Annotated in this window: 22 protein-coding genes; 11 read left to right on the forward strand and 11 right to left on the reverse strand. The window is 59.5% G+C overall.

Annotation, left to right across the window (positions count from 1 at the left end; all coding sequences use genetic code 11):
• The first annotated feature begins 57 nt into the window (after window positions 1-57).
• Window positions 58-471, forward strand: coding sequence for a hypothetical protein (locus AM571_RS10315; protein WP_074061318.1), 414 nt, complete (start codon window positions 58-60; stop codon window positions 469-471).
• Window positions 472-474: 3 nt separating this feature from the next.
• Here the strand turns inward: AM571_RS10315 and AM571_RS10320 are convergent, their stop codons facing one another.
• The 3 genes from AM571_RS10320 to AM571_RS10330 all read right to left on the reverse strand — a co-directional run bounded on the left by AM571_RS10320 (window position 475) and on the right by AM571_RS10330 (window position 2,923).
• Window positions 475-1,614, reverse strand: coding sequence for a DUF2336 domain-containing protein (locus AM571_RS10320; RefSeq protein WP_074063163.1), 1,140 nt, complete (start codon window positions 1,612-1,614; stop codon window positions 475-477).
• 92 nt (window positions 1,615-1,706) lie between these two features.
• A complete protein-coding gene (locus AM571_RS10325; RefSeq protein WP_074061319.1) occupies window positions 1,707-2,339 on the reverse strand; it encodes a flavin reductase family protein in 633 nt (210 codons plus the stop codon).
• Window positions 2,339-2,923 carry a nitroreductase family protein gene (locus tag AM571_RS10330; RefSeq protein WP_074061320.1) on the reverse strand — a complete coding sequence of 195 codons (585 nt, stop codon included), beginning with the start codon at window positions 2,921-2,923 and terminating at the stop codon, window positions 2,339-2,341. The genes AM571_RS10325 and AM571_RS10330 overlap by 1 nt, the downstream gene beginning before the upstream one ends.
• A 114-nt stretch (window positions 2,924-3,037) precedes the next feature.
• Between AM571_RS10330 and AM571_RS10335 the strand changes: the two genes are divergently transcribed.
• Window positions 3,038-4,132, forward strand: a complete 1,095-nt coding sequence (locus AM571_RS10335; RefSeq protein ID WP_074061321.1) for a hypothetical protein — start codon at window positions 3,038-3,040, stop codon at window positions 4,130-4,132.
• A gap of 160 nt (window positions 4,133-4,292) precedes the next feature.
• Here the strand turns inward: AM571_RS10335 and thrS are convergent, their stop codons facing one another.
• From thrS to AM571_RS10355, 4 genes are all read right to left on the reverse strand, one after another.
• Entirely contained in the window at window positions 4,293-6,296 is a 2,004-nt protein-coding gene (gene thrS / locus AM571_RS10340; protein WP_074061322.1) for a threonine--tRNA ligase, read from the reverse strand.
• 123 nt (window positions 6,297-6,419) lie between these two features.
• Complete coding sequence (locus AM571_RS10345) at window positions 6,420-6,956, reverse strand: DUF1697 domain-containing protein (RefSeq protein ID WP_074061323.1); 537 nt, start codon at window positions 6,954-6,956, stop codon at window positions 6,420-6,422.
• A gap of 9 nt (window positions 6,957-6,965) precedes the next feature.
• Window positions 6,966-7,406: a membrane protein insertion efficiency factor YidD gene (yidD, locus tag AM571_RS10350; protein WP_074061324.1), complete on the reverse strand. Its 441-nt coding sequence runs from the start codon at window positions 7,404-7,406 to the stop codon at window positions 6,966-6,968.
• 119 nt (window positions 7,407-7,525) lie between these two features.
• On the reverse strand, window positions 7,526-7,972 hold the full coding sequence (locus AM571_RS10355) for an iron-sulfur cluster assembly scaffold protein (RefSeq protein ID WP_074061325.1): 447 nt from the start codon (window positions 7,970-7,972) through the stop codon (window positions 7,526-7,528).
• Window positions 7,973-8,278: 306 nt separating this feature from the next.
• On the opposite strand from AM571_RS10355, the gene folE reads away from it, so the two are divergent.
• The 3 genes from folE to AM571_RS10370 all read left to right on the forward strand — a co-directional run bounded on the left by folE (window position 8,279) and on the right by AM571_RS10370 (window position 10,457).
• Window positions 8,279-8,893 carry a GTP cyclohydrolase I FolE gene (gene folE, locus AM571_RS10360; protein WP_074061326.1) on the forward strand — a complete coding sequence of 205 codons (615 nt, stop codon included), beginning with the start codon at window positions 8,279-8,281 and terminating at the stop codon, window positions 8,891-8,893.
• A 23-nt stretch (window positions 8,894-8,916) separates the two neighbouring features.
• Window positions 8,917-9,369 (forward strand): phosphoribosyl-AMP cyclohydrolase, encoded by a 453-nt coding sequence (hisI, locus tag AM571_RS10365; protein WP_074061327.1) that lies wholly within the window; start codon window positions 8,917-8,919, stop codon window positions 9,367-9,369.
• Between the two features lie 116 nt (window positions 9,370-9,485).
• On the forward strand, window positions 9,486-10,457 hold the full coding sequence (locus AM571_RS10370) for a patatin-like phospholipase family protein (protein ID WP_074061328.1): 972 nt from the start codon (window positions 9,486-9,488) through the stop codon (window positions 10,455-10,457).
• A gap of 16 nt (window positions 10,458-10,473) precedes the next feature.
• Here the strand turns inward: AM571_RS10370 and AM571_RS10375 are convergent, their stop codons facing one another.
• Together AM571_RS10375 and AM571_RS10380 are read right to left on the reverse strand one after the other, a co-directional pair.
• On the reverse strand, window positions 10,474-10,908 hold the full coding sequence (locus AM571_RS10375) for a CBS domain-containing protein (protein WP_074061329.1): 435 nt from the start codon (window positions 10,906-10,908) through the stop codon (window positions 10,474-10,476).
• A gap of 103 nt (window positions 10,909-11,011) precedes the next feature.
• The gene (locus tag AM571_RS10380; RefSeq protein ID WP_074061330.1) at window positions 11,012-11,782 is read right to left on the reverse strand and encodes a rhomboid family intramembrane serine protease; all 771 of its coding nucleotides are present in this window, start codon (window positions 11,780-11,782) and stop codon (window positions 11,012-11,014) included.
• Window positions 11,783-12,078: 296 nt separating this feature from the next.
• Here AM571_RS10380 and AM571_RS10385 point away from each other — a divergent pair, with 296 nt between their 5' ends.
• From AM571_RS10385 to AM571_RS10420, 6 genes are all read left to right on the forward strand, one after another.
• Window positions 12,079-12,696: a PAS domain-containing protein gene (locus AM571_RS10385; RefSeq protein ID WP_074061331.1), complete on the forward strand. Its 618-nt coding sequence runs from the start codon at window positions 12,079-12,081 to the stop codon at window positions 12,694-12,696.
• 123 nt (window positions 12,697-12,819) lie between these two features.
• Entirely contained in the window at window positions 12,820-13,434 is a 615-nt protein-coding gene (locus AM571_RS10390) for a PilZ domain-containing protein (RefSeq protein WP_022715679.1), read from the forward strand.
• A gap of 777 nt (window positions 13,435-14,211) precedes the next feature.
• The gene (locus AM571_RS10400; protein ID WP_081377057.1) at window positions 14,212-14,811 is read left to right on the forward strand and encodes a transglutaminase-like cysteine peptidase; all 600 of its coding nucleotides are present in this window, start codon (window positions 14,212-14,214) and stop codon (window positions 14,809-14,811) included.
• Window positions 14,812-15,052: 241 nt separating this feature from the next.
• Window positions 15,053-15,805, forward strand: a complete 753-nt coding sequence (locus AM571_RS10410; protein WP_074061334.1) for a hypothetical protein — start codon at window positions 15,053-15,055, stop codon at window positions 15,803-15,805.
• A gap of 117 nt (window positions 15,806-15,922) precedes the next feature.
• Window positions 15,923-17,452 carry a D-alanyl-D-alanine carboxypeptidase gene (locus AM571_RS10415; RefSeq protein ID WP_074061335.1) on the forward strand — a complete coding sequence of 510 codons (1,530 nt, stop codon included), beginning with the start codon at window positions 15,923-15,925 and terminating at the stop codon, window positions 17,450-17,452.
• Between the two features lie 110 nt (window positions 17,453-17,562).
• A complete protein-coding gene (locus tag AM571_RS10420) occupies window positions 17,563-17,835 on the forward strand; it encodes a hypothetical protein (protein WP_074063165.1) in 273 nt (90 codons plus the stop codon).
• 2 nt (window positions 17,836-17,837) lie between these two features.
• Here AM571_RS10420 and AM571_RS10425 read toward each other — a convergent pair whose 3' ends face one another.
• Window positions 17,838-18,275: a DUF1489 family protein gene (locus AM571_RS10425; protein WP_074061336.1), complete on the reverse strand. Its 438-nt coding sequence runs from the start codon at window positions 18,273-18,275 to the stop codon at window positions 17,838-17,840.
• A 62-nt stretch (window positions 18,276-18,337) separates the two neighbouring features.
• Complete coding sequence (locus AM571_RS10430) at window positions 18,338-19,744, reverse strand: L-serine ammonia-lyase (protein WP_074061337.1); 1,407 nt, start codon at window positions 19,742-19,744, stop codon at window positions 18,338-18,340.
• Between the last annotated feature and the right edge of the window lie 98 nt (window positions 19,745-19,842).

Here is a 19,842-nt window from a genome sequence, read left to right on the forward strand (position 1 = left end):
TTTCGGTTGGAATTGCCCCGTTTATGACATGGATTTCAATAACCAAAGGGTTCGATTATGCAAGCCATCCGCGTCGCCATGACGATTCTCGGATGCAATGATTCAGTGGCGCAATGCAATTATGTCGCAACGATCGATAAGCACTGGGATTCGGTGGCCATGTGCGATGCCCAGTCGGAAAAGCGGCTAAAGTCCTTCACCGGTACCAACTACCCGACCGTGGTCGCCGTCTGCAAAGCACCGAAGCCCGAGATCGCACCGGACCAGCCCAAAGTCGCTGAATCTCTGTCCGCTCAGGTGCCGCCTTTTCAGGAGACTGGAAGTAAAGGCGTTGGCGCTTTCGCCATACGCATTCCCGATCAGGTTCACGCGCACTTGCCAACCGGCGAAAGCGTCAAGCACACGCTGGAGAAGCCGGTGCATTTCGTTACAGATGGCTATTCCTGGGCGGTTCAGCGATTCAAGAATTGAAAACTAGGCTGCCGCGAGCGCCGTCAGCGATGCATAACTGCGGGCCGATTGGCGTTGCTCAGCGATGTGAAGCTTCTCGACCAGATCCAGCAACTCGCTAACGGCGTCGTGGGTGCCGTCGTGGTGACGGAAGCGTTCGAGCAGCCTGCCGCAAACGTTGGCAAGCATTGTGCCTGCGGTCTTCTTGGAAGCTTCGCGCCAGAGAAGCGTCGCCTCGACGAACACCGTGCTGATCTCGCGGGTGAGCCCGGCGGCCTCGTAGAGGGCGCGCACCGCATGCATGCGACCGGTGGCGAGGATCGAGCGTACGCGCCTTTCGGTGCAGCCGGTGAGATTGACGATAGCGCCGGCGAAGAATTCCACCTTGCCGGAGCAGAGGGCATGCATGAGAAATGACGGCGTCAAATGGCCACTAAGACGCAGATGTTCGACGAGATCGCCGATCTCGCACGGCCGGGCATCGCCGACAAGCGACACGACGGCCGCCTGCGTCGCCTCGCGGCTGATGCGCTGCAGACGATTGAGGCCGATCGCTGCCTGGGCCAAGGGAAAGGCGATCAATGCATTGCTGACTTGCTGCGTCAACAGCTGACGGGCATCGACCGGCAGATCGGCGCGATCAAGCAGAAGATTGCGGATATCGCAACAGTCGCCCAGCCGCTGCGCAATACGCTTTAGGGATACTGGAGCAATCGCGGCTCCCTGGTTTTCGAGAAGGCATAGGATATCCTCTTCATCGCCAACTTCCGCAAGAGCAGCTGAAACAGCACGCGAGATCGATGCACGTGCGGCGATCAGGATACGGGTGACGCTGCCGCCGCGGGCTGCAAGATCGACGAGATCGGCGTCCGAAAGAAGCGGGGAATAGGTCACCGCGTGGCAGGCGATCCCCGGCTGGTCTTCGGCGAGGGCAAGAATGAGCGCGCGCGGCGCTTCGTCGGACCAAGCAATCGCTTCGGCCAGTGCCAGGCGCACGCGCGGCGATGGATCGTCGAGCAGGAAGGTCATCGCCATTTCCGCGGCCTTGCGTTCCTCAGGAAGCATTTCGGATTGCAAATAGGCACGGCCGAGCGCACTAGCAGCGCGAGCCCTGTCTCCGGCCTTGGCAGTTTCAACCCAGCGAAGAAAAGCGTCTACGATCACATTGCGCCCCAACCTGCGAAGGCGATTCCTTCGCGTTCTACCCTTGGAATGAGGCTACTGAGAAATGGTTTATGATTGGTTCACCATATTCATTAACCCTTCCCGGCCGCGATCAGATCGTTCCGCACCTGCGGGCGCAGCAGCTCGAAGACGTCGCTGCCTTCGCTGTAATCCATATACCCCATGCGTGCCACCGGCCGCGCGATCGACATATCGAGGCGCCCCTCGCGGATGATCTGCTCGTCGATATGGATGCCGACGACCTCGCCGAGGACCATGACGCTTTCAGAAGGCTTGCCCGAGAGGCTCTTTGGTTCGATCAGTTCGGTAACCTTGCATTCGAGCACCGCGAAGGCCTCGCCAACATAGGGCGCATCGACAAGTTCACCCAGCTTTGCCGTCAAGCCTGCCAGCTCGAACTCGTCGATCCCATAAGGCAGCGCGGCCGACGACAGGTTCATCTGTTCGACAAGGTTGCGGCTGACGAAATTGCAGGTGAAGACACCGGTTTCGGCTGCGTTGCGCTGGCTGTGCTTGCGGCCGCTGGAGGAAAACATCACCAGCTTCGGCCGGTCGGAAACGGCGTTGAAGAAGGAATAGGGGCCGAGGTTCAGAGAGCCGTCCCTGCCCTTCGTTCCGATCCAACCGATCGGACGCGGCGCGACGATCGCCTTGAACGGATCGTGCGACAGGCCATGGCTGTTCGTATCGGTAGGATAGAACATCAAGCCTCTCCACCAACCCAAGTGACGGTTTCCGATATTTCCGGACGGGGTCGTTCAACAACCGGAAAATTTGTCGAGCCGATATGGACGAAGCCGGCAATCCGCTCGCCCGGGTGGACGCCAAGCAGCGGATAGGCACGCTCGTCATAGGCGAACCACTCGGTCAGCCAGTTGGCCACCCAGCCATGGGCGTTCGCCGAAAAGATAATATTGAGGCAAACAGCGCCTGCTGACATGATCTGTTCCCATTCCGGGATCTTGGAATGCGGCCCGGCTTTGCTGACGACGGCGACGACGACCGGCGCGCGGGTGAAGCGCGTCCGCTCGACCTCGGTCATTTCCTCGGAAAGATCGGGCTTGGCTTCGAGCGCGAGCTTCAGAAGCTCCTTGCCGATATGGACGCGCTCTTCGCCGCGATAAACGATGAAGCGCCAGGGCGCGAGCTTGCCGTGGTCGGGAACGCGAGATGCCAGACGGAGGATTTCCCCGATCTCGGCCTTTTCCGGTCCGGGTTCGCACATCTGGAATGCGGGGATGGAACGGCGCACGGCGAGGTAATCGATGAGCTTGATATCGGATTTCATGCGGGAGAAACTTTCATTTTCATGACAGCGGGATGGATGGGTCTTGAATTTGCCATCGCGTTGGTCTTGAAGTGGCCTCTGTGATTTCAGAAGTCAATCTTGTTCAGGAAACACATGTCCGGCATTTCGCCTTTCGCGCATATGGCTCTTGCCCTTTTTCTGGCGGCTTGGGTGCCTGTTGGCGCAAGCGCGCAGGACGCGTTTAAGGAATTCAAACAGCTCGATACAACGGCGAAAATGCCAAAGCTCAATGCTTTCATCGCCCCCGGCAACGCGCCGCAGGGAGGCGCGTTGCACGAGGTCGAGATCGAGGCGAAGCTGACGGCCGACGGCCAGCCGGTGGAAGATGGCCTTTCCTGGTACGTGTTCAGCCCCATCGCCGGCGCTGATGGCAAGCTGCCGCTCGTGGCGAGCGCCCGCGGCGGGTCGGCGGCCTTCCAACTGGCGCCGGGCGACTATCTGGTAAACGTATCCTTCGGCCGCGCCGGTGTGACCCGGAAGGTGAACGTTCCCGAAAGCGGCAAGCTCGACAAGCAGGTGATGGTGCTCGATGCGGGCGGCTTGCTGCTCAATGCCGTGTCAGGCTCCGACGTTCGCATCCGCCCCGATCAGCTGCGCTTCTCCATCTACTCGTCGGAAGTCCGCGACGACGGCGAACGCGGATTGGTGACGGCAGACGTCTCGCCGAACACCGTCGTCAGGCTGAATGCCGGCACCTACCACATCGTTTCCGAATATGGCGACGTCAACGCCGTCATCCGCGCCGATATCCAGGTGGAAGCGGGAGGACTCACGGAAGCAACCATTCAGCATCGTGCAGCACAGATCACCTTCAAGCTGGTTTCCGAAGCCGGAGGCGAAGCGATCGCTGATACGGCATGGTCGATCCTTACGGCTGCGGGTGATAGCGTCGGCGAAAGCGTCAGCGCTTTCCCCACGATGGTGCTGGCCGAGGGCGAATATTCGGCCGTCGCGCGCAACAAGGACAAGATCTATCAGCGCGACTTCAAGGTCGAGGCGGGTAAGAATAGCGATGTCGAAGTGCTGATGAAGAACGAGCAGCCGCAGGAGCCGGCAAGCGCGGCAACGACGCTGCAGCAGGAACCGCAGCCATCAGCGGCCGGCGAACCTCAGAGTTCCACGCAGGCGCTGCCTTCCTATGAGCAACTGCTGCCGGGCAGCGCCACGGCGGGCGCCGATACCGATTGAATTTTGAGATGCGTTTGCAATCCCTCCTTCGGACCAAGCTGCCGGCGCGTCTCAATTCGAGCGCGACGGCTGCTCGCACATCACAGCTCGTTTGAAACGCAAAGCCCTCCGGTCCCAGGTGAAAGACCGGAGGGCTATTTCAAAGCGATGACAGCGTGACTCAGGCAGCCTTCGACTTCTTGGCTTCGATTTTGCGGCGCATATCCGGAGGCGTCGCTTCCCAGGAAAGGCTCTCGATCGCCGCCTCGAGCGGCATCGACGTCTGGTCCTGGCTGCCAAGGCGGCGGATGTTGACAGTCCGTTCCTCTGCTTCCTTCCGTCCGCACACGATGATGACGGGAACTTTCGTAATGGAATGCTCGCGGATCTTGTAGTTGATCTTCTCATTACGGAAGTCGGTCTCGACGTTGAGTCCCGCTTCCTGCAACGCTTCGGCAACTTCTGCGCCATAGCCGTCCGCTTCCGAGGTGATCGTCGCGACCACGACCTGCAGCGGCGAGACCCAGAGCGGCAGATGACCGGCGAAGTTTTCGATCAGGATCCCGAGGAAGCGTTCCATCGAGCCGCATATGGCGCGGTGGATCATCACCGGTTGCGTCTTCTCCGAATTGCTGTCGATATAGAAAGCTCCGAAGCGCTCGGGCAGGTTGAAGTCAACCTGCGTGGTGCCGCACTGCCATTCACGGCCGATCGCGTCTTTCAGCGTATATTCGAACTTCGGGCCGTAGAACGCGCCCTCGCCCGGCAGAATGCCGGTCTTGATATCGTTCGACTGCTGCTGGATCGTAGTGAGCACGTCCATCATGACGCTCTCGGCGCGATCCCACAGCTCATCCGAACCGACGCGCTTGTCCGGGCGCGTGGAGAGCTTGATGGTAATCTCGTCGAAACCGAAGTCCTTGTAGACCGAGAGGATCAGGTCGTTGATCTTCAGGCACTCGGCGGCCATCTGCTCGTCGGTGCAGAAGATGTGCGCGTCGTCCTGCGTGAAGCCGCGCACCCGCATCAGGCCGTGTAGAGCCCCTGACGGCTCATAACGATGGACCGTTCCGAATTCCGCCAGACGGATCGGCAGTTCGCGGTAGGATTTCAGCCCGTGCTTGAAGATCTGCACGTGACCCGGGCAGTTCATCGGCTTCAGTGCGAAGACGCGGTTGTCTGCTTCCTTGTCATCCGGATGCGTCAGCGCATGCGCCGATTTCACCGCAAACATGTTCTCCTGGTACCAGCCCCAATGACCCGATGTTTCCCAAAGGGAAGCATCAAGAACCTGCGGCGCGTTGACCTCCTGATAGTCGGCAGCAAGGCGGCGGCGCATGTAGGCGACCAGCGTCTGGAAGATACGCCAGCCCTTGCCGTGCCAAAAGACAACCCCCGGTCCTTCTTCCTGGAAGTGGAACAGGTCCATCTCGCGGCCGAGACGGCGATGGTCGCGCTTTTCGGCTTCGGCGAGCATGTTGAGATAGTTGTCGAGTTCGGACTGTTCGGCAAAGGCCGTGCCGTAGATACGCGAGAGCATCGGATTGTTGCTATCGCCGCGCCAATAGGCGCCTGCCACCTTCAACAGCTTGAAAGCCGAGCCGATCTGACCGGTCGATGCCATGTGCGGGCCGCGGCAAAGGTCGAACCAGTCGCCCTGATAGTAGATTTTCAGATCCTGGCCTTCCGGGATCGCATCGACGAGTTCGACCTTGTACTGCTCGCCCTTGGCGGCGAACACTTCCTTGGCCTTCTCACGCGACCACACTTGTTTGGTGAAGGGGGCGTTGCGGGCGATGATCTCCTTCATCTTCTTTTCGATCTTCGGCAGATCGTCCAGCGTGAAAGGTTCGTTCTTGGCGAAGTCGTAATAGAAGCCGTTCTCGATGACCGGACCGATCGTCACCTGTGTGCCGGGCCAGAGCTCCTGCACGGATTCTGCCATGACATGTGCTGCGTCGTGCCGGATCAGTTCCAGGGCGCGCTTGTCATTGCGGGTGATGATCTCGATTTTGCCTGTCGTCACCGGGTCGGAAAGGTCGCGCACGGTGCCGTCGATCGCAATGGCGACAGCCTTCTTGGAAAGCGACTTGGAGATGGATTCGGCAACGTCGAGGCCGGTCGTGCCGGATTCGAAATTTCGTTGATTGCCATCGGGGAAAGTCAGGGAAACGGATTGGGACATATCGATATTCTCCTTGTCCAGTCCCGCCAACGAATGCGGGTGGTTGCAATGAAACGCTTCTTCGGCACAATCGTGCTGCCGCCTGATACCGAGATTTGGCGTGTGAGTAAAGGCAAGGCCCGCTCAGCCGATCATTTCGGCAAGGCCGCGCACGGTATTCCAATTTCGCAGCGTTCCGACGCCCATGCGCCCGGTCGTGAGCGCCGACAGCAGCTTCCATTCGCTGGGTTTTCCGCCGAAGTCGATCCAGAGGTCGCCGTTGGCCACCGCCAAATGCTGGTTGGCTTCGACGTACGGCTGAAGCCTATCTAGGGCGGACTGATCGAGCGGCTTGCGCATCACGCGCACGATCACTTGGCTGCCATCGCCATCCGGAAACGGATTTGAGTTCGCCATCGTCAGCCAGTCCGCGCCCTTGCGGGCGATGATGTCGACGGGTTTTGCAAACTTTGTTTTGAAGGCAGCTTCAAACTTCGCTTCGATGTCACCGAGCGGCGCACTGTCTGCTTCAAAGACGATATTGCCGGTCGAGGCCAGCGTGCGCGGATTGTTGAAGCCGAGCGCTGCGGCGATGTCGCGTAGATCAGACATGACGACCCGGCGCCCGGGCGCAAGAGCAATGCTGTGGAGGAGCGCAACGTAGACGGTTTTACCGTTCATGGCTTTCCGTCAACCTGACTTCCGTTTGAGCACATAATAGCGCCAGGGCGTCCACCAATGGAATCGTTCCTCCAGCCCTTCAGGCACGGGATCGAGACCACTCGTCCCGCCCGGCCCGCAGCGCCCGACGCGAAAGAGCGTCATCCACCCGCCTGCCCACAGGCCGTGGCGTGCGATCGCCTCGTAGCCATATTCGGAACACGTCGGAATATGCCTGCACGAGTTGCCCACAAATCCGGATAAGGTCAGTTGATAAAGCCGGATCAACCCCATGCCGAGCAGCCGGTCCGGGGTCTTGCGAAAAGGTCCGGTATAGTTTCGACAGTATCTTGCCGCTTGTCCGGAGTACCTTCTGTCACTTCGTGAGGTTTCCGGGGCCATTGGCCGGGAGACCCGGCTTTTGGGGAGATCTTCGTCGTCATCGTGATTAAGAGAGCAAGATTCGCACATGGCCTAACCTCCACGTCTTGAGGAGGAGCCTGCAGTGCCGCACGATGCCGATCTTGCCCCTTGTGGGGGTGATGTCGCGAGCTGACAGATGGGGATGTCACATAGCGGAATACTCAAGTTCACGCCTCGGCCATTTCTGCGCGCATGGCCTCGATTTGCCCGACGGCATCGACGACAGCGTCGAAAGTCAGCATGGTGGACGCGTGGCGAGCCTTGTAATCCTTGACCGGGCGCAGGTAGCGCATGTCCTCGAAGCGGCCGCCCGGGCCCTCTCCGTCCGCCTTCAGCATGGCGAGCATGTCTTCGCGGGCCTTGCGGAGTTCGCTGGCCGTTGCGCCGATCACGTGCCGGGCCATGATCGAGGACGATGCCTGGCCGAGTGCGCAGGCTTTGACGTCATGGGCAAAAGCGGTGACCGTATCGCCCTCCATCTTCAGCCAGATCCGCACTTTTGAACCGCAAAGTCTCGAATGCGCCTGTGCGCTTGCATCGGCATCGGCGAGGCTGCCTGTCAGCGGAATATTGCCTGCAAATTCGAGGATTTTGCTGTTATAGATGTCTTCCATGAGAAATTCCGCTCCAGATTGCCGCGGATCGGCCTATTTCGGCGGTCATTGTATCATAAACAAAAAACACACCGTGTCGTGCTAGCATACTTACATGAAGACGCCGTCTTCCTATATGTATGTCGTTCGAAGACCATGAAAATGCAATGGTCCTCGGGTAAGTTTGATTGGGAAACCGTGCCGGACGGGCTATAAGTTGCCCCGAAAGCCCCGGAGCCTGCCAAAGGTGCAACATTCCTGACAAGGGATACCAGTGGCGAGTCCGAACGACGGTCCAGACTTTGTGGACCAGGAGACTTGAGCAGTATGGACGCCATCGTAAAGAATTTTCCGCAGACCAGCCGTGACACCGAGCGCCCCAGCCAGAAGGAAGCTGAAGAGGCGATTCGCGTTCTGCTTCGGTGGGCTGGTGACGATCCCTCGCGCGAAGGGCTTATCGATACGCCTGCCCGTGTCGCCAAAGCCTATCGCGAACTTTTCGCCGGCTACGAAATGGATCCGGAAGACGTCCTGGGCCGCACCTTCGAAGAGGTCGCCGGCTACGACGACATGGTTCTGGTGAAGGATATTCCGTTTTACTCGCACTGCGAACATCACATGGTGCCGATTATCGGCAAGGCACATGTCGCATATATGCCTGACGGCAAGGTGCTTGGACTTTCCAAGATCGCCCGCGTCGTCGAGATCTATGGCCGCCGCCTTCAGACACAGGAAACAATGACTGCACAGATCGCCAAGGCGATCGATGATACGCTGGCTCCGCGCGGCGTTGCTGTCATGCTCGAAGCCGAACATATGTGCATGGCCATGCGGGGCGTACAGAAACAGGGTTCCACGACGCTGACGACAACCTTTACCGGGACCTTCAAGGCCGAGCCCGCCGAACAGGCGCGATTCATGACCATGGTGCGGAGCCGCTGATACGGCTCAATTGAAAGAGCCGAATGATGCCGTTTGCATTCAATGCGCCGTCCGACGACAAATCCGAACTGGAAGATGCCGGCGATTTCACGCCTCGCTTCGACGATCGCGGTCTGATCACCGCGATCGTCACCGACGTGCATGACGGCGAGATCCTGATGGTTGCACACATGAACGCGCAGGCGCTGGCACTGACGATCCAAACGGGCAAGGCCCATTATTTCAGTCGGTCGCGCGGCAAGCTCTGGATGAAGGGCGAAACCTCCGGCAACCTCCAAATGGTCAAGGAGATCCGTACCGATTGCGATCAGGATGCAATCTGGCTTAAAGTAGAGGTCGCAGGCCACGACGCGACGTGCCATACTGGTCGCCGTTCCTGCTTCTACCGCACGGTGACGCTCCAGGACGGAAAACCAATGCTCGATATCGTGGATGACGAGCGGCATTTCGACCCGAAAGACGTCTACGGAAAATAGCGCGCGTGTCGGTGACCTGCTCGCTATTGAGACAGATAGCGCTGCTGTATACGATTTGGAAAGGGAACGGGGAGACTATAACAAACTGAAATATTTCTGCCTTGAGGAGGCATGCCATGCTGAACTGGAGTTTGCATCGTCAGAGCTCTGAATCAGGTGGTTCAGGTTCCGGTGTCTCGACAGTTCCAGAAATGACCGCTCCTCCGACGTCCACTCTTCCCCCTAAAAGAGCAAAGATTGCACTGGCGCTTGGCGGCGGCGCGGCGCGCGGTTGGGCACATATTGGCGTGCTGCGCGCACTGGACGAGGCCGGGATCGAAGTTGGCATGATCGCTGGAACTTCGATCGGTGCGCTGGTCGGCGGCTGCTATCTTGCCGGCAAGCTGGATGAGCTCGAGGCCTTTGCCCGTTCGCTGACAATGCGCCGCATTGCGAGCCTGCTTGATCTTACCATCGGCGGCAGCGGACTTTTCGGCGGCATGCGCCTGACCAAGCGCATGCAGGAGCATCTCGAAGGTCTGAACGTGGAAGACCTCGACCGTCCCTTTGTCGCCGTAGCTGCTGAGGTGAATACCGGCCACGAGGTCTGGATCTCCAGCGGGTCGCTGATTACGGCGCTGCGCGCATCCTATGCCCTGCCCGGCATCTTCGAGCCAGTCCGCAGTAACAGCCGCACGTTGGTCGACGGCGCGCTGGTCAATCCGGTGCCGGTTTCCGTTTGCCGCAGCTACGAGCAGCAGCTCGTCGTGGCTGTTAACCTGAACTACGACCTCTTCGGCCGCTCCGCAGTCGTCAAGCACAATGCGAGCCTCACGCTTCAGGAGATGCAGAAGCAGGAGGAAGCGCCCTATGCGCGCCTGGGAATGACCGGCGTGATGGTGCAAGCCTTCAACATCATCCAGGACAGGATCTCGCGCGCTCGCCTTGCCGGCGATCCGCCGGACATTTCGCTGCATCCACGTCTCAGCGACATCGGCCTTTCGGAATTCCACAGGGCTGGCGAAGCGATAGAGCGTGGATACGAGGAAGCCAGAGCGCGCCTTCCCGAACTCCGGCGGATGCAGGAAGCGTTCGCCACCCAGGCGTGATGGTGGGCCGAATGCCTCAGCCTGCGATATAGGCCTTGATTTCTTCTGCCTCGCGCTCGACTTCTGCGATGCGCGTCTTCACGACGTCGCCGATTGATACGATGCCGACAAGCTTTCCGTTGGTTTCGACCGGCAGATGGCGGAAACGTCGGCTGGTCATCAGTTCCATCAATTCATTGACGGTCGTGTTCTCGTGGCATCGGAAGACCCTCGATGTCATCAGCGAGACTACCGGCTGATCAAGGCAGTCCTTGCCGAACTTTGCAACCGCATTGACAAGATCGCGTTCGGTGAAGATCCCGGCAATACGGCCCTCCTCGCTGACGATGACAACGGCACCTATCTTGCGGCTGCTGAGCACTTTCGCCGCTTCGCCGGCGGTCGTGTTCGCCCCGGCCGTGACGACGTTGCGGCCCTTCAGGTCGAGGATGGCCTTTACGGTGTTGGACATTCGAAACCTCCCATGTCGAAAGTGAAACACTTAGCTGAACAGAGGCACCTGCGAAGGGCTCTTCGTCCCAACGCGGATCAACCCGAATGGTGCACTCCAAAGTTCAAGATTGCAATATATCCGGCTCTTGTGAAATCTCAGGCTCTGCAGGAATCTTCCGGTCGAAGAACGAGAAAAGGAAGAATCCGAAAATGAAACCACCGATATGTGCGTCCCAGGCGATCGGCTGGTTTGGATCGCCGATCAGCGGAATGCCGACGGCGATCAGCCCGTTGCCAATCAGCCAGAAGAGCGTGAAAACGACCACCGTGCGGCTACGAAAGGATTGAGCCACCGACAGGCGCGGATTGAGATGTGCCGGACGCGGCACCTTCCGCTCCGGCGGAAACGCAAAACGGCAGGCCGCTCCCATGAGCCCCGAAACGACACCGGACGCGCCGATGAGCAGGGTCGGGTCGCCCCAGTTCAATCCGGCATGAAGCGCTGCCGCGGCGACAGATGAAAGAATCCAGAAGATGACATAGCGCAAGCTCCCGATGCGGCGCACGACCGGCGCGCCGAAAGCCATCAGCCACAGGCCATTGAAAAGGATGTGCTCCACGCTGCCGTGCAGCAGCGAATAGGTCACCGGCGACCAGAGCCATTGCAGCCCCTGCTCGGAGAACGGGATCACATAGCGTACCGGAATGAAGCCGAAAGTGATGAAAAGCCAGTCGACCGCGTTTGCGGAGAGGAGCAACGACTGGACCGCATGGATCGCACCGAGCAGCCCGAGTGTAGCCAGCAGAATGCCCGGCAGATTGAAAACCGGCGTCCGGTTTCTTTTTATCGGGATGTCCTCAACCGTTTCCGGCTCCCTCTTGTGATTGTCCATATGCGTCCTCGCCGGATTGAGGCCTCAGCCTTACAGGAGCGAAGATCAAAAAAAAAGCCGCCCGGATGAACCGGACGGCTTGCGAGCGTGCCCCGAGAATGACCCCGCGCCCGATCAGTGAAGTGCTGAACTTCGTTTCCGAAGCGATACCCGACAGTTGCACAGCACGTGACAGACCTCAATCGAAACCGTTTCTTAACCTTAACCGGCAGCGGTTGGCATGAAATCCGCATGGTAAGCATTACGAGAGCCATTCAGGCGTGAATTTGAACCGAAATGAAACAGGTTGGTGTGCCGTGCGTCATCAGGCGATCATCGATATTTACGATTACTGGAACCGCCTGCGCGGTGCCAGCGATGCACCGCTGAAATCGCAGATCGAACCGTCGAGTCTTGGCAACCTTCTGCCAAGCCTCTTCATCCTTGAGAAGAACGACGATCTGGGCGCCGTCACCTTCCGGCTTGCCGGCACCAGGATCTGCGACCTCTTCGGACGGGATCTGCGCGACGAGAGCTTTGCCGAACTTTTCGGCGATGGCCATGCCGATGATATTGAGGCAACGCTTCTGGGCGCGATGCATCACGTCATCCCGACCCTGCTGAATGCGACCGGTTACAGCACCGCCGGCCATCAGGCCACCTTCGAGATCATCGTCATGCCGCTGCGCTGCGAAAACGGCTGCCGCGCCCGGCTGCTCGGGGCCATTGCGCCGTCTGTTACGGCAAGCTGGCTGGAAATCGTGCCACTCGACTTTCTGGCGCTCGACCGCAGCCGCCTGCTTCGCGATAACCCCGAGCAGAATGGCGGCGGGTCCAATTGGCCATACACAGCTGCCGCCGAGCCTCCGAATGGCTTAAGTGCTGTCCTCGGTCGCATGATGTCTTCATTGTTTTCCGGTGCGGCACCGCGCTGAACGTCTCATTCCGGCACAGCCTTATCCTATGCTTCAAGGTGTAGTCGCGCCCTTCAGGACAACCTTCTGTTAAGGGATTGCGGGTAATGATTGTCGTATAACATTTTATGAAGAAGCGCTTTCATGCACTCATTCCAGCAAGCCCAGACGCCACGGACAACAGTGCCGCGCCCTGAGCAGGGTGTCTTCCAGCGCGTGCCCATCAATATGCAGGGCCGCCTCATGCTTGCGAACTACGAGGAATACGAATGCACGGTGATCGATATGTCGCCCGGCGACATGTATGTCACCTGCGCCGGGCGGCCGCGCGCCAATGAGCGCGTCGTCGCCTATATCGATCACCTCGGCCGTGTCGAGGGTAACGTTCTGACCGTTGACGTGCGCGGCTTCACGATGTCGATCAACGCCACCGAGCGCAAGCGGGAGAAGCTTGCCGCACAGCTCACCTGGCTTGCCAACAAGCACGAGCTCGGCCTGCCGGAAGACCGGCGTCATGATCGCCTGACCCCGCGTGAGACGAAGACAGAGCTAACGCTTGAGGATGGCACGCGCTACACTTGCCGCATCATGGACTTGTCGTTGTCGGGTGCTGCAGTTGACGTGGAGGTGCGCCCCGCTCTCGGCACGCCAGTGCGCCTCGGCAACATGCGCGGCCGCGTCGTGCGCCACTTCAGCGAGGGTGTCGCGCTCGAGTTCCTCTCGCTCCAGTCCCGCGAGACGTTGCGCGAATTCCTCTAAGTGACTGCTGTCATGGATATGACCGATGAAGGCAGCGTGCAATTTGCACGACCGTGAGGCGGCACCTATCTTTCTCGCCGATCGGCAGGTTTGCCCAACTGCTGGCGCGATCAGGACTGTGTTCTGGCCCGAGCGAGGATCGTCACGCACCATTTCTGCAACGGCGCATGGCTTGATGACTAAGTCCTCATTCGCAATCCAGGACGGCTGTCGAAATTACCGGTGCCGGGCCGCTTCGACCTTGATGCGCCGCTGACGACCACCCGGGAACTGCCGAAGCGCGGACCGGCAGCCGCCTCGACGTGGTTGAAAATGCCAGGCTTTCCACATCGAACACGCTATCTCTTCCGCCATCATCGCCGCAATCGATGAATATCGCGAAATTTCCCAAAATTAATTTTCGGGGCATTGCTGCGAAAAACGCGCCGCAACCGCGGTTCGAAGTGACCCAATTGAGGATTTCGGTGTCTTCTTCATGCCGCGCGAGCTTGCTTTCCACCGGGTAGCGCGCTGCAATATCTGGTCGCATCGGTCGCTGTTGTTAACCTTTTCGCTGAACGGCAGCGCCTGCGGCGCGCTCAAGCCTTGCGTCAACACATAAAATTTTACTCGAATTTACATCGAAACTGCGCCGAGTTTTATGCGTATTCGATTTTGTTTTTAGTCAGGTTTTACGCGCTTTTGAATCAACTAAGCTATTAAATTTACTGCGTAATTTTGCGCAGGATAAAAACGTCCGTGTCATTGTCATCCTCACAAACAGGGACGACAAAGACAATGTTCAATGCACTCAAAGGCACCTTTCTGGCCGGTATCTTGATGATGGCAATGGTGAGCTCGGGCCAAGCGACGCCTGCCAACATGACGCTTGCAGGCAACACAAGCCCGCCGATCGGCCACTATGAATTTTGCAGGTCAAACTCGAGCGAATGCGCCTATGAGGGTGGCGACGCCGGGCCCGCGATCCTGACCCAGGAGCGTTGGAAGGCCATTCTCAAGATCAACTACGAGGTCAACTCGCAGATCCAGCCCATGACCGACAAGGAAATCTACGGCGTCGAGGAGCGCTGGGCCTACCCGCGCAGCGTCGGCGACTGCGAGGATTTCGTGCTGCTGAAGCGCAAGATGTTGATAGACGCTGGCATCTCACCATCCGATGCGCTGATAACGGTTGTCATGCAGCCGAATGGTGAAGGACATGCCGTGTTGACAGTGCGCACCGACCATGGCGACTTCATCCTCGACAACATGCGCAACAAGGTGATGCTGTGGGCGGATACCGAGTACACCTTCCTGAAGCGCCAGTCCGCCGATGATCCGGCACGCTGGATGAAGCTGCAGGACGGCCGTGCCGTCGCGGTTGGTAGCGTACGCTAAGACAAGTTGCCTCGCCGAAAATCCAGGCGTGCGCCACTCGGCCCGGTCAATCCCCTACATCCCCGTCCCGACCGGCGCCTGGAGCCGCTCCCGCTGTTCCGGGAGCGGCTTGCCCGTTTTGAGGGGGGCGGCAATCAGCATTAATGTTTCCTTAACCGCATCGCCTGATGATGCCGTAAGATTCATCCAGGCACCGGCGACTCCAGTCTCTTTCGCGGCGGTCACACACTGAACAACCGCCATGAGCCATCTCGCCCGCAGAACCGGCATATCCGACGAGTCGCCCCTCTTCTCGAATGGCTTCATCCTCCGTGTGACCGCAGTTGTCGCAGTGCTTGCGATGCTGACGCTGGCCATCAGCATCGGCGGCCGCTGGATCGGCCGGCACATTACGCTGGCCGGCAATACCGACAATACTGCCACCGTCACGATCACCATCGGCCGCGACACGCTCAATCTGTCCGAGAACGTGATCCGCTTCCCGAACCAGAGGCGTAGCGGTGTCTCCGAACGCGCCGACGTCTATCTCACCTGGCCGCAATTGCAGGGCTACACGAAGGAACACCGCGAGCGGTTCGACGACGTCTCGCAGTCTGCCGATCTCATCTTTCTACAGATCACCCAGAGCACGATGTCACGCGACATGTCCGGCCGAGTCGAGCTCATCTATAAGCATGTGATGGAAGGCGCCGCCGTGCCCTACGGCAGCGGACTGACGCTTCACAAACTGAAAGCTGAGGCAGGCTACGGCGGCGAGGTTCTGCTGACGGCGCCGCGCGCCAATGAGGCCACATATGCCGTGCGCTGCATCCTCCCCTCCCTGACAGTCAGCCAAACAAGCGGGGACTGCCAGCGCGACATCAAGGCTGGCAAAGACCTCAGTGTCCTCTACCGCTTCTCAAGTCGCCATTTAAGGGACTGGGACCATATTGATGCCGCTATTCGCAGATTTGTGGAGGCCCGTACCGTGACCCGTTCCGCAACACCCCGCTAAAATGCAGCTATACGGCGAAGTAAACGATTAATCATAAACGGATTGGTAACCCTGCTCGGTTAGATTCAAAAAGACAATGGCCGACACAACGAGGACGTGTGTTTGCCGGTATTTAAAATGCAAGCGAAGAGTGAAATAGTGTCAAGGTCAATATCCTTCGTATCATCGCCACGATCCGGCAATTTTCTGGTGAAGATGCTAGCGGCGATCGCGATCGCAACAACGGCTTTCCTGGTTGAGTCGGTCACAGCCGAAGCAGAAGCTGCAAATTCGAAGTATGCGGGCATTGTCGTCGATGCGAAATCCGGCAACGTTCTCTACAGCGAGAATGCCGATCGCCTGCAGTATCCGGCCTCGCTGACGAAGATGATGACGCTCTATATGGTCTTCGAGGCGCTTGAGCAGGGGCGCATCAGCCTCGACACGCGAGTTCCCTTCTCGGCTTATGCTTCATCCCAGGCTCCGACCAAGCTCGGCGTCAAGGCCGGCGGTTCGATCAGCGTCGAACAGGGCATCCTTGGTCTTGTGACACTGTCCGCAAATGATGCGGCAACGGCGCTTGGCGAATTGCTTGCCGGCAGCGAAAGCCGGTTCGCGCAGACGATGACCGCCAAGGCGCATGCGCTCGGCATGACCCGTACGACCTATCGCAATGCCAACGGCCTGCCGAACACGGCACAAATGACCACGGCACGCGATCAAGCCCGCCTGGGTATCGCACTTCGCCAGCATTTTCCGCAGTATTACAGCTATTTCTCCACACGCAGCTTCAAGTTCGGCAACCGCGTCATCCGCAGCCACAACCGCCTGGTCGGTTCGGTGCGCGGTGTCGATGGGATAAAGACCGGCTATACGCGGGCTGCCGGCTTCAATCTTGTGAGCTCAGTGCAGGCCGACGGCAAGTCGATCGTCGGTGTCGTCATGGGTGGAACGTCTACGCCTGCCCGCGATGGGCAAATGCGTAAGCTGATCGCGACCTACCTTCCAAAGGCTTCTACGCGCGGCGGCTCCAACCTGATTGCGCAAGCGGCGCCCGCACCGGTTGCGTCGCCTGGCGCTTCTGTGGCTGAAACTCCTGTCGCGGCCGCCGAAGTCGATCTGCCGCACAAGGGCCCGACGCCGGATGCGCGCTATGAGGTGGCGTCCGCTGCCGTCGCCTATACAGACGCTCCTGCTGCGAAATCCGAAAACCCGCTCGTTGCCGAACCGAAGGCCGAGATTCCGGCCCCGACCAAGGTGAAGACCAAGAGCTTCAAGCAAGCCTCCGTTGCTGTCCCCTCGCCGGCACCAGCCTACACGGCGCAAGAGACCGCCGCCAACTCGGTCGACGCTCTAACGACGGCTTCGGTGGGTCCCGCCGCCGCTGCCTCGAAACCGGCTCCGGTTGCCGAGCAGGGGCAAGGCGGCTGGGTTGTTCAGATCGGCGTGTCGTCGAGCCGCGAAATGGCAATGGATCTGCTGGAGAATGCAAAGAGCAAGGGCGGCAAGGCCCTGAGCTCCGCAAAGCCCTTCGCAGTCGCTTATGCAAACGGCGGGGATCAGGTCTATCGCGCCCGCTTCGGCGGCTTCGATGACCAGCGCGAAGCCGTAAATGCCTGCAAGGCGCTCAAGCGCGCAGGCGTCAAGTGCTGGGCGGCAGCCCAATGAGAGATACGGTGCCGCCAGCATTCCTGACGGCACCGTTCACGGCCGGAACCGGGGTTTGCGGCACCGGCTACAGTTCATAACCTCGATTTGTAATGCGTACGGGGACGATCATGGCGAGCAATGGAAATGTAACGGGTTTTCCACCCCGCGGTTCAGGCAAACCGGCGCGGTTCGGCCTTCATCCGCTGCACGAGGCAGCGCTGCGGCTTGCTGAGCTCGGCCTGCACCGGCCAAGAGGAAAATCGGCGAAGACCAAGGATCTCATCAATCTGCTGCTCTGCCACGGCGCGCGCGCTTGGCGCTATTCGCAGCCGGAGGCCACCGTCCACCTGCACGTGACGTGCCCGGACGGCAAATCGCCGGTCATGCTGCGCCTGCGCTGAGGTTACAGCAATCCCAACTCCGATAGCTCGCGGCGCAATTCCGCGGGCATCTCGGCAACACCCTTTCCAAGCGACGTGATGTCCCGCGGCACGTCTTCTTCCGGATAATAGCGCCAGCCCTGGAAGGCGCGCTTCGGCTGCGGCGCAGTTTCGATCACTTCCGGCCCCAGAACCAGACGGCACCGGCCGATTCCTTCGCTGTCCGTGAAGGTCTGGATGTCCAAGAGCTTCTGGCGCGCTTGCACCTGCCCCTTGATGACCCAATAGAGTGAGCCACCGTCAAGCAGTTCGTCCACGCGTTTGGGAGCCATACGCGTCGTGTGAACGGAATGCGGCTCGAGGCCGCCTGCAATCGCCCGCAGCGAACGCTCCGCTACCCATTCGCGCAAGTCGTCGATCGAGTCCGCGCCGACGCACAATTTGATCAGATGCAATGCCATGCCGTCGTTGAAATCCTTTTGAACGGCAGCGTCAAGCGACTAACGGTCGCAAGTCCACAGGCTCAGCATTCGACGACGTTGACAGCGAGACCGCCGGTTGAGGTCTCTTTATATTTCTCGCTCATGTCGTAGCCCGTCTGACGCATCGTCTCGATGCATGCGTCAAGCGGCACGAAATGCTGGCCGTCGCCTTTGACGGCAAGCGACGCAGCGGTAACGGCCTTGACGGCACCAAGCGCATTGCGTTCGATGCACGGCACCTGGACGAGACCGGCCACCGGGTCGCAGGTCATGCCGAGATGGTGCTCGAGTGCGATTTCGGCTGCATTCTCGATCTGGGCAGGTGTGCCGCCCATCACCGCGGCAAGCCCCGCAGCCGCCATCGCAGCCGCAGAACCGACCTCTCCCTGACAGCCCACTTCTGCGCCGGAAATCGAGGCATTGTGCTTGATGATGCCGCCGACAGCGGCCGCAGTCAGGAGATAGTCGCGGATGCCGTTCTGATCCCAATCCTCGTGGAAATGCTCGTAATAGCGGATCGTTGCGGGAATGACCCCGGCTGCACCATTTGTGGGCGCTGTCACCACGCGCCCGCCAGCCGCATTCTCCTCGTTGACGGCCATGGCATAGACGCTCAGCCAGTCGTTGGCGAGCAGCGGATTGATGCGGTTGCTCCTCCACTCCTCCTGCAGCTTGTCATGAATCTTCCTCGCACGGCGCCGGACGTTCAAACCGCCCGGCATGACGCCGTCGACCTTGAGGCCGCGCTCGATACAGGAGCGCATGGCTTCCCAGATACGGTCGAGACCTTCGTCGAGCTCCTCACGGCTGCGCTGCTTCTCCTCATTGGCGCGCTTCATCTGCGCGATGCTGAGGCCGGAGCGCTCTGCCATCTCCAGCATCTGCTTTGCGGTGGCGAAGGGATAGGGGACCGCGGTCGCACCCGCGACGGCTTTCTTTTTGGCGCGCAACTGCTCGAGCTCGGTATCGGTGACAACGAAACCGCCGCCGACGGAATAGTAGATACGTTTTAAAAGCAGGCGCTCGTCCTTGTCGTAGGCGGAGAAGGACATGCCGTTTGCGTGGCCAGGCAAGGGTTGCTTCTTGTCGAAGACCAGATCGTTCTTCGGCATGAAGAAATAGGCGGGGTGGCCGGGCGGCGTGATGCGGCCGGTGCGCTCGACCTGCGAGACGATGCCGTCCATCTTGTCCGGATCGACGCTGTCGGGCTTCTCGCCCATCAGGCCGAGAATGACCGCCCTGCCCGTCCCGTGGCCGATACCGGTATGCGCGAGCGAGCCGTGCAGGCTGACCTTGATCGCGCCAACCTGCCCGCCAGAGGACGGACGTGGCCATTCGCTCGAAAGGATCAGCTCGAGGAAGCGGTTGGCAGCCGACATCGGCCCCATCGTGTGCGAGCTCGATGGGCCGACACCGATCTTGAAAACGTCGAATACCGAAAGGAACATGCCTGCTTCCTGTGAAAATCTTCCGCCAGACTATCCAAAAGGCTAATCAGGCACTCGCGACGAACCGACATCGCGTTTAACTGGCGCGACACTAAAAC

Origin of the sequence: Rhizobium etli 8C-3 (assembly GCF_001908375.1) — a bacterium.
Taxonomy (GTDB): domain Bacteria; phylum Pseudomonadota; class Alphaproteobacteria; order Rhizobiales; family Rhizobiaceae; genus Rhizobium; species Rhizobium etli_B.

Excerpts from the sequence above, each read along its gene's own strand:
- AM571_RS10315 (WP_074061318.1), top strand. The coding sequence starts at position 58 with ATGCAAGCCATCCGCGTCGCCATGACGATTCTCGGATGCAATGATTCA.
- AM571_RS10420 (WP_074063165.1), top strand. The coding sequence starts at position 17,563 with ATGGCGAGCAATGGAAATGTAACGGGTTTTCCACCCCGCGGTTCAGGC.
- AM571_RS10325 (WP_074061319.1), bottom strand. The coding sequence starts at position 2,339 with ATGTTCTATCCTACCGATACGAACAGCCATGGCCTGTCGCACGATCCG.
- AM571_RS10330 (WP_074061320.1), bottom strand. The coding sequence starts at position 2,923 with ATGAAATCCGATATCAAGCTCATCGATTACCTCGCCGTGCGCCGTTCC.
- AM571_RS10345 (WP_074061323.1), bottom strand. The coding sequence starts at position 6,956 with ATGAACGGTAAAACCGTCTACGTTGCGCTCCTCCACAGCATTGCTCTT.
- AM571_RS10430 (WP_074061337.1), bottom strand. The coding sequence starts at position 19,744 with ATGTTCCTTTCGGTATTCGACGTTTTCAAGATCGGTGTCGGCCCATCG.
- hisI (WP_074061327.1), top strand. The coding sequence starts at position 8,917 with ATGATGCCGTTTGCATTCAATGCGCCGTCCGACGACAAATCCGAACTG.
- thrS (WP_074061322.1), bottom strand. The coding sequence starts at position 6,296 with ATGTCCCAATCCGTTTCCCTGACTTTCCCCGATGGCAATCAACGAAAT.
- AM571_RS10425 (WP_074061336.1), bottom strand. The coding sequence starts at position 18,275 with ATGGCATTGCATCTGATCAAATTGTGCGTCGGCGCGGACTCGATCGAC.
- AM571_RS10335 (WP_074061321.1), top strand. The coding sequence starts at position 3,038 with ATGTCCGGCATTTCGCCTTTCGCGCATATGGCTCTTGCCCTTTTTCTG.
- AM571_RS10375 (WP_074061329.1), bottom strand. The coding sequence starts at position 10,908 with ATGTCCAACACCGTAAAGGCCATCCTCGACCTGAAGGGCCGCAACGTC.
- AM571_RS10410 (WP_074061334.1), top strand. The coding sequence starts at position 15,053 with ATGAGCCATCTCGCCCGCAGAACCGGCATATCCGACGAGTCGCCCCTC.
- AM571_RS10370 (WP_074061328.1), top strand. The coding sequence starts at position 9,486 with ATGCTGAACTGGAGTTTGCATCGTCAGAGCTCTGAATCAGGTGGTTCA.
- yidD (WP_074061324.1), bottom strand. The coding sequence starts at position 7,406 with ATGTGCGAATCTTGCTCTCTTAATCACGATGACGACGAAGATCTCCCC.
- AM571_RS10355 (WP_074061325.1), bottom strand. The coding sequence starts at position 7,972 with ATGGAAGACATCTATAACAGCAAAATCCTCGAATTTGCAGGCAATATT.
- AM571_RS10380 (WP_074061330.1), bottom strand. The coding sequence starts at position 11,782 with ATGGACAATCACAAGAGGGAGCCGGAAACGGTTGAGGACATCCCGATA.
- folE (WP_074061326.1), top strand. The coding sequence starts at position 8,279 with ATGGACGCCATCGTAAAGAATTTTCCGCAGACCAGCCGTGACACCGAG.
- AM571_RS10390 (WP_022715679.1), top strand. The coding sequence starts at position 12,820 with ATGCACTCATTCCAGCAAGCCCAGACGCCACGGACAACAGTGCCGCGC.
- AM571_RS10415 (WP_074061335.1), top strand. The coding sequence starts at position 15,923 with ATGCAAGCGAAGAGTGAAATAGTGTCAAGGTCAATATCCTTCGTATCA.
- AM571_RS10400 (WP_081377057.1), top strand. The coding sequence starts at position 14,212 with ATGTTCAATGCACTCAAAGGCACCTTTCTGGCCGGTATCTTGATGATG.